Origin of the sequence: Plantactinospora sp. B6F1, assembly GCF_040120695.1 — a bacterium.
GTDB lineage: Bacteria > Actinomycetota > Actinomycetes > Mycobacteriales > Micromonosporaceae > Plantactinospora.
Genome location: NZ_JBEEAC010000020.1, coordinates 53,881 through 67,956 on the forward strand (window position 1 = coordinate 53,881; position 14,076 = coordinate 67,956).

General features: G+C 73.7%; 11 protein-coding genes. 8 read left to right on the forward strand and 3 right to left on the reverse strand.

Features of this window, described 5'->3' with window-relative positions:
- Positions 1–132: 132 nt before the first annotated feature.
- Both ABNF97_RS23335 and ABNF97_RS23340 read left to right on the forward strand, forming a co-directional pair.
- A complete protein-coding gene (locus ABNF97_RS23335; RefSeq protein ID WP_165436582.1) occupies positions 133–543 on the forward strand; it encodes an STAS domain-containing protein in 411 nt (136 codons plus the stop codon).
- 126 nt (positions 544–669) lie between these two features.
- Positions 670–1,392 carry an STAS domain-containing protein gene (locus tag ABNF97_RS23340; RefSeq protein ID WP_207230381.1) on the forward strand — a complete coding sequence of 241 codons (723 nt, stop codon included), beginning with the start codon at positions 670–672 and terminating at the stop codon, positions 1,390–1,392.
- Between the two features lie 30 nt (positions 1,393–1,422).
- Here the strand turns inward: ABNF97_RS23340 and ABNF97_RS23345 are convergent, their stop codons facing one another.
- The gene (locus ABNF97_RS23345) at positions 1,423–2,517 is read right to left on the reverse strand and encodes a pyridoxal-phosphate dependent enzyme (RefSeq protein WP_349339801.1); all 1,095 of its coding nucleotides are present in this window, start codon (positions 2,515–2,517) and stop codon (positions 1,423–1,425) included.
- Positions 2,518–2,645: 128 nt separating this feature from the next.
- Between ABNF97_RS23345 and ABNF97_RS23350 the strand changes: the two genes are divergently transcribed.
- The 6 genes from ABNF97_RS23350 to ABNF97_RS23375 all read left to right on the forward strand — a co-directional run bounded on the left by ABNF97_RS23350 (position 2,646) and on the right by ABNF97_RS23375 (position 10,971).
- Complete coding sequence (locus ABNF97_RS23350) at positions 2,646–4,175, forward strand: leucyl aminopeptidase (protein WP_349339802.1); 1,530 nt, start codon at positions 2,646–2,648, stop codon at positions 4,173–4,175.
- 5 nt (positions 4,176–4,180) lie between these two features.
- Entirely contained in the window at positions 4,181–5,683 is a 1,503-nt protein-coding gene (locus tag ABNF97_RS23355; protein ID WP_130460582.1) for a helix-turn-helix domain-containing protein, read from the forward strand.
- A gap of 123 nt (positions 5,684–5,806) precedes the next feature.
- Positions 5,807–7,402 (forward strand): ABC transporter substrate-binding protein, encoded by a 1,596-nt coding sequence (locus ABNF97_RS23360; RefSeq protein WP_349339803.1) that lies wholly within the window; start codon positions 5,807–5,809, stop codon positions 7,400–7,402.
- A gap of 4 nt (positions 7,403–7,406) precedes the next feature.
- Positions 7,407–8,339 (forward strand): ABC transporter permease, encoded by a 933-nt coding sequence (locus tag ABNF97_RS23365; RefSeq protein ID WP_349339804.1) that lies wholly within the window; start codon positions 7,407–7,409, stop codon positions 8,337–8,339.
- Positions 8,339–10,237 carry a dipeptide/oligopeptide/nickel ABC transporter permease/ATP-binding protein gene (locus ABNF97_RS23370; protein ID WP_349339805.1) on the forward strand — a complete coding sequence of 633 codons (1,899 nt, stop codon included), beginning with the start codon at positions 8,339–8,341 and terminating at the stop codon, positions 10,235–10,237. The genes ABNF97_RS23365 and ABNF97_RS23370 overlap by 1 nt, the downstream gene beginning before the upstream one ends.
- Complete coding sequence (locus ABNF97_RS23375; RefSeq protein WP_349339806.1) at positions 10,234–10,971, forward strand: ABC transporter ATP-binding protein; 738 nt, start codon at positions 10,234–10,236, stop codon at positions 10,969–10,971. Before ABNF97_RS23370 ends, ABNF97_RS23375 begins: the two co-directional genes overlap by 4 nt.
- 143 nt (positions 10,972–11,114) lie before the next feature.
- Here the strand turns inward: ABNF97_RS23375 and ABNF97_RS23380 are convergent, their stop codons facing one another.
- The gene (locus tag ABNF97_RS23380; protein ID WP_349339807.1) at positions 11,115–12,224 is read right to left on the reverse strand and encodes an alanine racemase; all 1,110 of its coding nucleotides are present in this window, start codon (positions 12,222–12,224) and stop codon (positions 11,115–11,117) included.
- A 177-nt stretch (positions 12,225–12,401) separates the two neighbouring features.
- Positions 12,402–14,000 (reverse strand): N-acyl-D-amino-acid deacylase family protein, encoded by a 1,599-nt coding sequence (locus ABNF97_RS23385; protein WP_349339808.1) that lies wholly within the window; start codon positions 13,998–14,000, stop codon positions 12,402–12,404.
- Positions 14,001–14,076 lie beyond the last annotated feature (76 nt).

Sequence of the window (14,076 nt, forward strand, 5' to 3'; positions counted from 1 at the left end):
TGGCGTCGGGGAAATCGTGCGTGACATGCCAGCGGCCACGACGTCATGAAACTGTCATATGGCTGCGGAGATACCGAGACAACTCAGAACCATGCTGGGCATGCCGATCGTGCGGTCCCGAGGAGGTGTCGGATGAACGAGGACGACCACCAGGTGACCACGCCAGTTTCGGCTCGGGCCACCGCCGCCGTCCGGGTCGAGGTGGCCGTCACCGGCCGGCTGGACCGGGCCTCGGTGCCGGGACTCGACGCGGCTGTCGAGGCCGCCCTGCGACGCGGCTCGACCGACATCGTGGTGGACGTGGCGCAGTGCCACTACGCCGACGCCGCCGGGATCGCCCTCCTGCTCGACCTGCACCGCCGCAGCCGGCGGATCGGCGGAAGACTCGCCCTGCGCGCGCCCTCGGCGCGGCTGCGGCGGCTGTTGGAGATCGCCCGGGTGGACAAGGTGCTGGCGGTCGATCCGGTCGCGGTCGAGCGCCGGACCGCGGTCCAGATCCCGGGCCCGGCGGACGAGGCCGACGCCTCCCGGCCGGTGGGATAGTCGGCCGCTCGCCGTCACGAAATGACCTTCCTCCTCCCCCGGAAGAGTGCGTGGCAGGGCCGGCGTCGGTTCGAGCCGGTCCTGTCACGCACCGGGGGTTGCGCGTCCGTGGCCAGGAGGCCCGAGATGACCGTCGTACCCGATGTGGACAGCAACACCGTCAACCTGATCTGTGACCACTGTGGCGCCGTCACCGTCAGCGCCGACCAACGGATCCGAGTCGGCGAGGAGGTCTGGCGACTCACCGCCGAACACGGCTGGACGGGCTCGCCGTTCGCCGCCGGACCACACCGCTGTCCCGCCTGCGCCACCAGCCGGCTCGTGGCCCGTCCGGAGATCGCCGGTCCACCGGCGACCCCGCGTGCCGTGCGGGGCCCACGGGTGGAGTACGAGCCGGCCGCCGCCGTGGTGTGGTTCGGCGGGGACATCGACCTGTTCGGCGCCGAGATGCTCCGCCAGGCGCTGATGGCGGCCGGTGCGGTACGCCGCGCCGTCGTGCTGGACCTCAGTGACGTGGAGATGCTCGACTCCGCCGGGCTGGGCGGCCTGGTGCGGGCACACCGGCACATCAAGCGGCGGGGCGGGGTGCTCTGCCTGGCCGCGCCGTCGCGGTACATCGTCACCGTCCTGCACACCATGCGCCTGGACGGGCTCTTCCCGACCTTCCCGGACCGGCGGCGGGCGGTCGACCACCTCGCGGCGTCGCCCGGCGAGGGCTGGGCCGGCCAGCCGGGGCCGGCGGTCGACTCCGGCGGACCGGACCGGGAGGGCGGCCGGGTCGGCTCGGCGGGCGGGGTCGGGCCGTCGCGTCGTGGCCGTGCCTCCGGGCGGCCCAGGGCGCGGTACTGAACCCTTCGCCGTGCCAGCAGAGCACCGGACTCAACCCCCGGACGACGAGGTGACAGCCGTCCCGATCAGTCGCCGGTACGCCACCGGATCGGTCGGCCCCTCCGTGCCCAGGCACACCACCCGGGTCCGCACGTCGACATCGAGCGCCGTGCGCAGCCGCGCGCAGTCGGGGTCGGAGACGAGCCGGCGTAGCCCGGCAAGCGTCGCCGCACCGCAGTCGCCGATGCGCATTCCCCAGCCGGCCAGGTCGCTCATCGCCACGGTCACCTCGGCGTCGGTGACGGTGAGTGTGCCGGCCAGACCGTCGCGCAGCGTCGGCCAGGCCACCGGCGAGGGGGTCGCGCAGTCCAGGCCGCTCATGGTGGTGCCCGGGGTCGGCACGGTGACCGGTCTGCCCACCCGCAGCGAGCAGGTGAGGCAGGCGGCGGTGGCCGGCTCGACTCCGACCACCCGGGTCGGCCGGCTCTCGTGCACCGCCCACCGGACGGCGGCGGCGGCCAGCGCACCGACGCCGATCGGCACCACCAGGAGATCGGGTGGGTCGTCGAGTTGCTCGGCGAGTTCCCGGAACAGGGTGCTGTAGCCGTCGACGACCCAGGCCGGCGAGTCGGGCTCGCCACTCGGCGCGAAGTCGGCGACCAGGGCGTGACCGGCTCTGTCCGCGTACCGGTGGGCGGTCTCGGCGGCCCCGTCATAGGTCCCGCCCTGAACCACCCGCGCCCCCTCCGCGACGATCGCGGCGGCACGTTCGGCGCTGGCCCCGGCCGGTAGGTAGATCCGGCAGGACAGGCCGCGATCGGCAGCGCACCGGGCCACCGCCCGGCCGTGGTTGCCGGCACTGGCGGCGACCAGCGTGTGCGTGTCGGGGCGCCGCCGCAGCACCCGCTCCACCGCCCAGGACGTCCCGAGGATCTTGAAAGCCGGCAGTCCGAACCGGTCCGACTCGTCCTTCAGCGCGACCTCGCCCAGCCCGAGTTCGGCGGCGACGGCCGGCAGGGAGCGCACCGGCGTGGCGGCATACCCGGGCAGGCCGCGGTGGAAGTGGTACACCTCGGCCCCGCCGGGTGGCGGCACCCGGCCGGGCCGGAACGCCGGGTTCGGCGTGGGCCCGGCATCGGGATGCATCGCTGCCATGGTGACCAAGTCTCGGCGAGCGCGGCCGGCGGCGCATTGTGCCGACCCACGAAGTCGGCCCCCGTGCTTCGTTCCAGGTGACGCCGTCACCGTCCATCGCGCCGGTTACCGTCGGCGCCGTGACCGTTCTCCAGGTAACCCCGGACCGGGACGTCGGCGCGCGGTGCGAGGCGGTGGTCGTCGCGGTGGTGTCCGGCCCGCGGGGAGCGGAGCCGGTCGGCACCGATCCGGACACCGACGTGGTACGGCGGGCGCTGCGGCGGCGCGGTGCCACCGGCCGGGCTGGCGAGGTCACCGTGCTCGGCGTGCTCGGTCCCGGCCCGGGACCGGTGATTGTCGCCGTCGGGCTGGGCCGACCGTCGGCGCCGGTAGCCGGGCGAGCCGGCGAGCCACCGTCGACTCCCCGCCACGACCACGAGACGCTGCGCCAGGCGGCCGGTGCGGCGGTGCGGGCGCTGGCCGGTACCGCCTCGGTGGCGCTGGCGCTGCCGCTGCCCGACGCCGCCTCGGTCGGCGCGGCCGCCGAGGGCGCGCTGCTCGGCGGGTACGCGTTCACCCGGTACCGCACGGTGTCACCGGCCGGAGCCGCGCCACCGGTCGGTGAGGTCATGCTGCTCGCCCGGGACACCGGCCCGGCGGTGCGGGACGCCGTACACCGGGCCAGGATCGTCGCCTCGGCGGTGTCGCTGGCTCGCGACCTGGTGAACACGCCACCGTCGGACCTGCATCCGGCCGACTTCGCCGCGCTCGCCGCGGACACCGCCGGCTCCGTCGACGCCGACCTGCACGCCGACGTCCTCGACGAGGCAGCGCTCCGGGCCGGTGGCTTCGGCGGTATAGCCGGGGTAGGGCAGGGTGCCCACCATCCGCCGCGACTCGTCAGGTTGCGCTACCGCGGCGCTGGCACGCGTCGGGTGGCGCTGGTCGGCAAGGGCGTCACGTTCGACTCGGGCGGACTCTCGCTCAAGCGTCCGGCCGGAATGGCGCAGATGAAGATGGACATGGCCGGGGCCGCCGCGGTGCTGGCCGCGGTGCGGGCCGTCGCCGCGCTGCGGCTGCCGATCGGCGTCGATGCCTGGCTGCCGCTGGCCGAGAACCTGCCGGGCGGCGGGGCGATCCGCCCCTCGGACGTGCTGACCATGCGCAACGGCCGCCGGGTCGAGGTGGTGGACACCGACAACGAGGGACGGCTCATCCTGGCCGACGCGCTCGCCCGGGCCGCCGAGGAACGCCCGCACGCGCTGGTCGACGTCGCCACGCTGACCAGCGCCCAGATCATCGCACTCGGGCACCGGATCATCGGGGTGATGGGCAACGACGACCGGCTGCGTGCGGCGGTACTGGCGGCCGCGCGGCGGGCGGGCGAGCCGGCCTGGGCGATGCCGCTGCCGGAGCACCTGCGCCCCCGGCTGGACTCGACCATCGCCGACCTGGCGAACCGGGACCCGGGGGCGGGCGGGATGCTGGTGGCAGGCATGTTCCTGCGCGAATTCGTCCCGTTCGACCTGCCCTGGGCACACCTGGACATTGCCGGCCCTGCGTACCACGACGGGGAGCCGTACGGCTACACACCGACCGGTGGAACGGGCGCCGCAGTGCGTACTCTCGTACACCTGATCGACGGTCTGACCAGCGCGGATCTATCATGAGTAGCATGATCGAATCCTTCCGGGGGATCCCGGTGGATGAGCTGATCGCGGCGCTCGGGGGTGCGGCGCTGCACCCGGTGCGCCTGCCGGAGCCGGCGCCGGTGGTGCGGGGCGTGGTGATCCACGCGCCCGGCGACCCGGTGCCGGAGCCGGACCTGCTGGCGCTCTGCGCGGCGCCCGACGGGATGCCGCCGCCGGCCAGCATCGCCGTGGTGGTCCGCGCGGGTCAGATCGCCGCGGCGCTGGAACGGGTGCCGCCGACGACCGCGGTGTTCAGCGCGCCCGACGCGGCCCGGTGGAGCGACCTGTACGACCGGGTGCGCTGGGCCCTGCGGGACTCGCTCGGCCAGCTCGCCGTGCACGACGCCTTCCAGCTCGCCGACGCGCTGGCCACCGCGCTCGGCGGCGCGGTCAGCATCGAGGACGCCAACCGGCGGGTGGTGGCGTTCAGCACCATCCCCGGCCAGTCGATCGACGACGTGCGCCGGCAGGGCATCCTCGACCGCACCGTGCCCGACCACGTCGAGCGGGAGCAGTGGTACGCCCGGCTGTGGCGCGAGACCGGGGTGCTGGAGTTCACCGGCGGTACGGAGAGCACGTCCCGGACGGCGGTCGCCATCCGGTCCGGCGCCGAGCCGCTGGGCTCGATCTGGGTGGTCGGCGCCCGGGAGTCACTCAGCCCCGACGCCGACGAGATCCTGCGACGGGCGGTCGGGGTGGTGGCGATCTGCCTGGCCCACCAGGACCATTTCGCCTCGCGCGGGCGAGAGGCACGGGGGCAGATCCTGCGCCAGTTGCTCGGCGGTGTCCCCGGCGGCACCGTTCCCGGGTACGCGCTGCCCGGGGCGACCGTGCTGGTCGCGTTCGCCCGCGCCGAGCGGGCCGGCGACGACCGGGAACTGCTCGACACCCGGCTCTCCGACGTTTTCAGCCTGCATGCCCAGCGGTTCCAAGGGCTCGGGCTGGCCGCCGCGATCGACGGCCGGGTCTACGCGCTGCTGCCGGCCGCCACCCGAGCCCGGCTCGGCGCGCAGCTCTGGGCCATGATCGCCCGGATCGCTCCGGCCGGTGGGCTGCTCGCGGTCGGCCCGGCGCTGGACGAGGTCGCGGCGCTGCCCCAGGCCCGTCAGCAGGTCGACCGGCTGCTGGCGTTGCGGGCCCGCTCCGGAGCGGCGGCCGGCGATATCGCCTACGTCGAGGACGAGCGGGACGCGCTCCTGCTCGCCGAGGTGGCCGAGGCGGTACGCGAGGTCCCGGCGATGCGCTCCGGGGTGGCCTGCAAGATCGCGAGCTACGATCGCGAGCACGGCACCGCGTACGTCCCGACGCTGCGGGCCTGGTTCGAGGCGGGCGGGGACGTGGCCGCTGCCGCGGACCGGCTGCATGTGCACGCGAACACGTTCCGATACCGGATGACCCGGGCGGGCACCCTGTTCGGCCTGCGGCCGGACAGCGCCGACGAGCGCCTGCTGTTGCATCTGCAGCTACGCCTGGCCGATTTCGACTGAGCGCCCTTGGCGAAGCTCACAATGCCTCCGCTGCGGGTTGGTGCCGCCACGCCAAAGACACCCGGGACGAGGCAGAACATGCTGTCCGGAACCGATTCGAGGTCCTGCCGGTATGGGAGTGACATGAGAAGATCCGCATTCATAGCCGTCCTCAGCTCCGGTGTGCTGGCCCTGACCGCGTGCTCCGGGGCGTCGAATCAGGCCACCGGCGACGACAGGTACGCCGACGGCGGCACCTTCACGATGGGCTTCGAGAGCGACCCGGGGGCACTCGACCCGGCCACGGCGGTGCAGGGCAGCACGAACCTGCTGCTCTCCTTCGCGTACGACACGCTGACATACATCGACCGGGACGGTGGCCTGGTCGGCGGGCTGGCCGAGAAGTGGACGGTCGAGGCGTCGGCCGTGCACTTCACCCTGCGCAAGAACGTGACCTGCTCCGACGGTTCCCCGGTCGGCCCGGCGGAGGTGGCCAACAGCATCAATCGGGTGGCCGACCCGAAGACCAAGTCCCCGCTGCTCGGGGTGCTGATCCCGACCGGGGTCAAGGCAGAGGCGGACGAGGCGGCCGGCACGGTGACGATGCGGACGCCGGAGCCGAACCAGTTCCTGCTGCACAGCACGGTGGCCATCTTCATCACCTGCGGCAAGGGACTGGCCGACCCGTCGACGCTGGCCAAGACCACCTCCGGTTCGGGGCCGTACGAGCTGGTCGAGTCGGTGGCGAACGACCACTACACGCTGAAGAAGCGCCAGGGCTACACCTGGGGACCGGGCGGTGCCAGCAGCGACGCCAAGGGCATGCCCGAGACGGTCGTGCTCAAGGTGGTCAGCAGCGAGTCGACGGCGGCGAACCTGCTGCTTGCCGGCGAGCTCAACGCCGCGCACTTCACGGGCGCGGACCGGACCCGGGTGACGGCGGCGCGCGGGATCACCCACGACGTGCTCCCCGCCGGGCCCGGCGAGTTCTTCTACAACCAGGACCCGGCCCGTCCCGGCGCCGACCCGGCGGTACGCCGAGCGCTGACCATGGCGCTGAACCTGGACGAGCTGGGCAAGGTGAGCACCCAGGGCACCGGGGTGAAGATGACCGGGATGACCACCCTGTCGCCGCGCCCGTGCCGGGTCGACAGCGTCACCGGCCATGTGCTCGCGCACGACGTGGAGGCGGCCAAGGCCGCGCTGGACGCGGCGGGCTGGCGGGCCGGTCCGGACGGCGTACGGGTCAAGGACGGCAAGAAGCTGGCGGTCACGATTCTCTACAACACCGACTTCGGTGCCGGTGAGCAGGCCGGGGCGGAGTACCAGGCCGACGCCTGGCGGAAGATCGGCGTTGCGGTCGAGCTGAAGGGCCAGGCCAGCGGCGCGTGGAGCGACGCGCTGTTCAAGACCGGTGACTGGGACGTCGCGGCGGTCGGCATCGGGGTGAGCCTGCCGTCGCAGCTGACCGGATACCTGTCCGGCAAGGCCGTACCGGACGGCTCGAACTTCGCCAACATCCAGAACACCCGGTACACCGAGCTGGTGGCCAAGGCGTCGGCGGTGCCGGACCTGGAGGGCGGCTGCAAGGTCTGGGCGGAGGCCGAGTCGGCGCTCTTCGACAACGTCGATGTGGTGCCGTTCATCGACAAGACCCAGGTCCTGGCGATGAAGAACGCCGAGATCTTCGTTCCGGGCGGGCTGGCCCAGCCGACGTCGATCCGGATGTTGAAGGACTGACCTGATGAAGGTGCTCGCCCGGGTGATGCGGTTCGCGGCATCGATGGTGCTCCTGCTGGTGGCGTCGTTCGCCATGATCCACCTCATCCCGGGCGACCCGGTCCGGGCCGCGCTCGGCCCGACCGCACCGGCCGAACTGGTCCAGCAGCGGCGCTCCGAACTTGGCCTGGACGATCCGATCGCGGTCCAGTTCGGGCGCTACCTGCGGGACGTCTTCACCGGCGACCTGGGCACGTCCTTCGTGTCCCGGCAGCCGGTGGCGGAGATCATCGGGGCGCGCCTGCTGAGCACCCTCGAACTGGCCGCCCTGGCCACCCTGGTCGCGATGCTGATCGCGATCCCGATCGGCATGCTGCTCGCGACGCGTACCGAGAACGGCCGCAACCGCGCCAGTGAACTGGTCTTCACCTCGGTGACCGGCGTGCTCGCCACGATCCCGGACTTCCTGCTCGCGGTCGGCCTGGTGGTGGTCTTCGCGGTGAACCTGGCCTGGCTGCCGCCGGCCGGCAAGGGCGGGCCGGAGTCGTATCTGCTGCCGATCATCGCGCTGGCGGTCGGGCCGGCGGCGGTGCTGGCCCGGCTGGTCCGGGTGGAGGCGCTGCGCGAGCTCGGCACCGACTACGTACGGATGGCTCGGGCCAAGCGGCTGCCGGCGTGGCGGGTCCAGCTACGGCACCTGCTGCCGAACACCCTCACCGCCACCCTGACCGTCGGCGGCCTGCTGCTCAGCTCGCTGGTCACCGGCACGGTGATCGTCGAGTACGTCTTCGCCTGGCCCGGCCTCGGCTCACGGATCGTCGAGTCGATCACGGACAAGGACTACCCGGTCGCCCAGGCGGCGATCCTCGTCTACGGAGCGATCGTGCTCGTCGTCAATCTGGTGGTGGACCTGGCGCTGGCCGTCCTCGACCCGCGCTCTGAGATCAGGAACGGCTGATGGGCCGGCTGCTGCGCTCACCCGCCGGGCTGACCGGCCTGTTGCTGGTGCTGGCCTGTGTGGTGCTGGCGGTGATCGGCCCGCCGTTGTGGGACGACGAGGCGGCCCGGATCAACGCCGGGGAGATCCTCCAGGGCCGCGGCGACGCGCACCCGCTCGGCACCGACAGCCTCGGCCGGGACGTGCTGGCCCGGGTGCTGGTGGCCAGCCGGCTCTCCCTGGTGCTGGCCGCGCTCGCCGTGCTGATCGGGGTGGTCATCGGGGTGCCGCTGGGCGTGCTGCCCGCCGTGCTGCCCCGCCGGGCCGGCCGGTTCGTGGTCGGCCTGGTCAACTCGCTGGTGGCGTTCCCCGGCCTGCTGCTGGCGATGTTCACCACGATCGTGCTCGGGTTGGGGGCCCGGGGCGCGGTCTTCGGCATCGGGCTGGCGACGGCTCCGGCACTGGCCCGGCTGACGTACACGCTGACCGCCTCGGTCGCCGGCTCCGACTACGTCGCCGCGGCCCGGCTACTGCGGGTGCCGCGTCGGTGGATCATGGCCCGGCACATCCTGCCGAACGTGGCCGAGCCGATCATCCTGAACATCGCCATGTTCCTCGGCTCGGCGCTGCTCGGCCTGGCCGGGCTCTCCTTCCTCGGGCTCGGCGTGCAGGCACCCGACTACGACTGGGGCCGACTGCTGAACGAGGGCCTGGAGCGGGTGTACGTGCACCCGGAGGTGGCGGTCGGCCCGGCGGCGGCCATCATGGTCGCCGGTCTTGGCTTCCACCTGTTCGGCGAGAGCCTGGCCCGGATCGCGGCCCGGCAGGCCCCGCCCGGCGCACCCGACACCTCGTCGGCGTCCCCGGCCGGGCCGGACGTCTCATCGCCGGCCTCCCCGACACCGGCCGCCGCCGACCCGGTGCCGGACGGTCCGGGCGACGTGCTGGACCTGCGCGACCTGTGGGTGACCTTTCCCGGCGGCGCCGCCTGCGTGCGCGGCGTCTCCCTGACGGTGAACTCCCGCGAGATCGTCGGCATCGTCGGGGAATCCGGCAGCGGCAAGAGCCTGACCGCCATGGCCGTCGGCGGTCTGGTGCCGTACCCCGGTACCGTCCGCACCGCCCGGCTGACCCTGGACGGCAGCGACCTGACCCGGCTCGCCCCGGCCGCCCGGCGCCGGCTGCTCGGTACCTCGCTGGCGATGGTCTTCCAGGATCCGATGGCCGCGCTGAACCCGGCGCTGCGGGTCGGCTCGCAACTGGCCGAGGTGCCGATCGTGCACGAGCGGCTGTCCCGGCGGCCGGCCTGGCGGCGGGCCGTGGACCGGCTCGGCCAGGTCGGCATCGGTGAACCGGGCCGGCGGGCCCGGCAGCGCCCGCACGAGTTCTCGGGGGGCATGCGCCAGCGGGCGACCATCGCGATGGGCCTGATGGGTACGCCCCGACTGCTGATCGCCGACGAGCCGACCACCGCGCTGGACGTCACCGTGCAGCGGCAGATCCTGGAACTGCTCACCGAGGTCATCGACCGTACCGGCGCCGGTGCGCTCTTCATCTCGCACGACATGGCGGTGATCTCGCAGATCTGCCACCGGGTGGTGGTGATGTACGCCGGCCGGGTGGTGGAGGAACTGCCGGTGGCGGACCTGGTGAGCGAGGCCGCCCACCCGTACACCCGAGCGCTGGTGGCCTGCCTGCCGGACATGCGTACCGACCGGGACCAGCCGCTGGCCACCGTCCCGGGCCGCCCGCCGGCGCCGACCGAGCCGGACACCGGCTGCGCCTTCGCGCCGCGCTGCGATTACGCCACCGACCGGTGCCGGCAGCAGCGGCCGGTGCTGACCCCGGGCCCCGGAGGGCGACGACTGGCCTGCTGGAACCCGGTGTCGGGACCGGTCCGGGAAGGAGCCGACGCGTGAGGATCACCGACCTGACGGTGCGGTACGGCCCGTTCACCGCCGTGGACCGGGTGAGTCTGGAGATCCCGCCCGGCAGCATCGTCGGCCTGGTCGGCGAGTCCGGTTCCGGCAAGTCGACGATCGCCCGGGCGCTGGTCGGGCTGGCCCCGGTGACCGCCGGCACGATCATCGGGCCACCGCCACAGCGGCGGCAGATGGTGTTCCAGAACCCGTACGGCTCGCTGAACCCGCGAATGACGGTCGGCGCGAGCGTGGCCGAAGGGCTGCGGCTGCCACGTGCCGAGCGGGCCACCGAGGTGGCGCGGCTGCTCGAGCTGGTCAGCCTCCCCCCGGCGGTCGCCGGCCGCTATCCCGCGCAGCTCTCCGGCGGGCAGCGCCAGCGAGTGGCGATCGCGCGCGCCCTGGGCGCCCGACCGGAGCTGCTGATCGCCGACGAGATCACCTCGGCGCTGGACGTCTCCGTGCAGGGCACGGTACTCAACCTGGTCCGCGACCTGCGCGCCCGGCTCGGGCTCTCGGTGCTGTTCATCTCGCACAACCTGGCCGTGGTCCGGTATGTCTGCGACCTGGTGGCGGTGCTGCGCGACGGCAGGCTGATCGAGGCCGGCCCGGTCGACGAGGTGGTCACCGCGCCGCGCGAGGAGTACACCAGGGCGCTGATGGCCGCGGTGCCGACGATCGGCGAGCGACTGACCGGGCACGGCCACCGGCACCCGCCGGTCAGGCCGACCTAGCGGCCCGGCAGCGAGGCCGACGTAGCGCCCGCCTGCCAGGTCGAGTAGCCGCAAGCGGCGGGGTGGCGCCTCGGCGGGTGGCTGGCGCCACGGCTCGGCGGGTTTGGGTGGCGCCACGGCTCGGCGGGTGGCTGCGCCACGGCTCAGCGGGCGGTGCGGGAGGCGATCGGCCAGGTGTCGACGAGCACGCCGGCGGAGACCACGAGGATCTCCCGGCCCAGGTTGACCGCCGAGCAGACGTGGTTCGGCACCACCCCGACCAGGTCGCCGACCGCGACCGGCCGCTCCAGCCCGCGTACCACGGCGTGCTCCTCGGTGATCGCGTCGATCGTCGCCCCGGGCGCCTGCGGCAGCAGACCGTACCCGGACAGCCACTCCGGACGATCACCGGAGAGCGCCTTCGAGCCGGCATCCAGCACCGCCTCCCCGGGGCGGGGCACGCTCACCACCCGGGCCGCGACGACCAGCGCGATCTGCTCCACCGGCAGCCCGGTCAGCACGGTCTGCTGCCGGTCGCCGAAGACGTAGGTGCCGGGGCGGATCTCGGTCAACGGTGCGTCGACCCCGTCGACCGTGGTCGGCGTGGAGCCGCCGCTGAGCACCGGCGGACGGCCCAGCAGCCGGGTGAGAGCGGCACCGGCCGTGGCCAGCGCATCCCGTTCGTCGGCCGCGGCGGCCGGGGTGGCGGCGGGATGGGCGTAGGCGTGCCCGGGGTGGGTGAACGCGCCCCGCACGTTCAGCCCGAGCCGCAGGCAGTACCCGGCCAGCTCACCGGCCGCCGCCGCGTCGATACCGGTCCGCCGCCCCCCACAGTCCAGTTCGACCAGCACGTCCAGCGGGTCCGGGGCACCCCGTACCGCCCGGGCCAACGCGTCGGCACCGGCCGTGCTGTCCACCCCGATCGCGAGCCGGATCCGCTCGTGCAGCGCGCGGACCCGGGCTGCGCGGCCGTGCCCCGCCCACATCGGATAGGCGATGAACAGGTCGTCGCAGCCGCCGGCGGCGAACGCCTCCGCCTCGGCAAGCGTCGCCACGGTGAGTCCGGCGGCGCCGTGCGCCACCTGTTGGCAGCCGATCGGCGGGGACTTGTGCGTCTTGGCGTGCGGCCGCAGCGCCACCCCGGCGTTCCGGGCGAGCGTTGCCATCCGTTCGACGTTGGCCGTCATCCGCTCGCGGTCCACCACCAGTGCCGGGGTGTCGACGTCCACCGGCAGCTCGATCGGCGCCATCCGCACCCGCATCCGCTGATCCACTCTGTGAGAATCCCCGCCCGGCGATCGGAGCGCATTGGCGCCCGCACCAAGATGCCTCGCGGCGGATTGGTCCCTCTTCCATCGGCCCGGCCCGTCCAGCCGATCCGGCACCCCGGCCGGCGAACGGTGGTGGGACCGAGGAGGAGGTCGGCCGATCGGCACCCCCCGGGGTCGGTGTCAGGCCACGCCGCGACGCAGGCGGCGGCCCGGCAGGGCCCCGGTCGGTTCACCGCTGCGCAGGGCCAGCACACCGTTGACCATCACATGCCGCACGCCGGTCGCGTACCGGTGCGGGTCGTCCCAGGTGGCGGCATCGAGGACGGTCGCCGGGTCGAGCACGGCGAGGTCGGCGTAGCCGCCGACGGCGATCCGGCCCCGGCCGGGCAGCCGCAGCGTCTCGGCGGGCAGCCCGGTCATCCGGTGGACCGCGGTGGCGAGGTCGAACAGCCTCCGCTCCCGGCAGTAGTACCCGAGGACCCGGGCGAACGTACCGTATGTTCGCGGATGGGTGGCCTGCTCCGACCACGGCGGCACCGCCGGGTGCGCCGAGGCGTCCGAGCCGATCGACACCCAGGGCTGGCGCAGCCCGAGCTCGATGTTCGCCGGGTCGACGAAGAACAGCACCGCCGGGATCCACGGGTCACGGGCGATGATCTCCAGCAGCGCCTCGGCGTCGCCGAGCCCGAACGTGGCGGCGACCTCGGACAACCGGCGGCCCTTCGCCGGCGTACCGTCGCAGAGGTCGCGCAGGATCAGCACGCCGGCACCGCCACCGGCGGCGAGGAAGAGGTTCTCGAAGTCCCTGGACGGCGCCCGCATCTCCGCCGCCATCTCCGCCCGCTGCCCGGGATCGGCCAGCCGCTCGGCGAGCGCGGCCGGTCCGCCCTCGTGGAACCGGGGCGGGATGCACGAGCCGAGCGGGTTGCCACCCGCCTCGTACGGGTACATGTTCGCGCTGACCCGCCGGCCGGCGTCCCGGGCCGCCTGGATCCGCTCGATCGCCGAACGCATCTTCGGCCAGTTCGCCCGGCCTGCGGCCTTGAGGTGGTACACCTCGGCGCGCACCCCGGTCCGTCCGGTCAGCGTCACCAACTCGTCGAGTGCCTCCAGCAGCCGGTCGCCCTCGCTGCGCAGGTGCGAGATGTACAGCCCGTCGTGGGCGGCGATCACCTCGCAGAGCGCGGCCAACTCGTCGGTGTCGGCGAACCGGCCGGGTGGGTAGATCAGCGCGGTGCCGACGCCGAGGGCACCGTCCTGCAACTCCTCGGCCAGCGCCCCACGTACCCGGTCGAGCTCGGCGGCGGTCAGCGGGCGGTCCGCGAAGCCGGCACCGAGATAGCGCAGGTTGGCGCCGCCGACGAAGCTGGCGACGTTCGGCGCGACACCGCCGCGGACGATGGCGTCCAGCCCGTCGCCGAGCCGGGGAAACTCCGCCGACAGGGTCGTCTCGTAGACGTCCCGCAGGTACTCGCCGTACCGGGCGTCGGCCGGGCCGGGCGAATCGGCCTCGCCGAACACCTCGGTCGTGACACCCTGCCGCAGCTCCGACTCGGCCCGCCCGTCGATCCGCATCGCCGCCCAGGCGTGGCTGAGCACGTTGATGAATCCCGGGACCACGGCCAGACCGGTCACGTCCAGCACCCGCCCGCCGTGCTCGGCGGGCGCCGACCCGACACCGACCACCTTGTCGTCGGCCACCAGCACGTCGGCGGGAATCCCCGGCGCGCCGGTGCCGTCGTAGACGGTCCCGCCGCGCACCACCCAGGAAAGACTCATCCGGTCAGCGTGGCGCCGGGGCCGGCCGGTCTCATCGTCGGGTCGGCCTAACCGGTCGCCGTACTCTCGTCGGCAA

Bases quoted from the DNA above. Each gene is read 5' to 3' on its own strand.
- ABNF97_RS23340 (WP_207230381.1), top strand. From the start codon at position 670: ATGACCGTCGTACCCGATGTGGACAGCAACACCGTCAACCTGATCTGT.
- ABNF97_RS23355 (WP_130460582.1), top strand. From the start codon at position 4,181: ATGATCGAATCCTTCCGGGGGATCCCGGTGGATGAGCTGATCGCGGCG.
- ABNF97_RS23365 (WP_349339804.1), top strand. From the start codon at position 7,407: ATGAAGGTGCTCGCCCGGGTGATGCGGTTCGCGGCATCGATGGTGCTC.
- ABNF97_RS23370 (WP_349339805.1), top strand. From the start codon at position 8,339: ATGGGCCGGCTGCTGCGCTCACCCGCCGGGCTGACCGGCCTGTTGCTG.
- ABNF97_RS23385 (WP_349339808.1), bottom strand. From the start codon at position 14,000: ATGAGTCTTTCCTGGGTGGTGCGCGGCGGGACCGTCTACGACGGCACC.
- ABNF97_RS23345 (WP_349339801.1), bottom strand. From the start codon at position 2,517: ATGCATCCCGATGCCGGGCCCACGCCGAACCCGGCGTTCCGGCCCGGC.
- ABNF97_RS23360 (WP_349339803.1), top strand. From the start codon at position 5,807: ATGAGAAGATCCGCATTCATAGCCGTCCTCAGCTCCGGTGTGCTGGCC.
- ABNF97_RS23335 (WP_165436582.1), top strand. From the start codon at position 133: ATGAACGAGGACGACCACCAGGTGACCACGCCAGTTTCGGCTCGGGCC.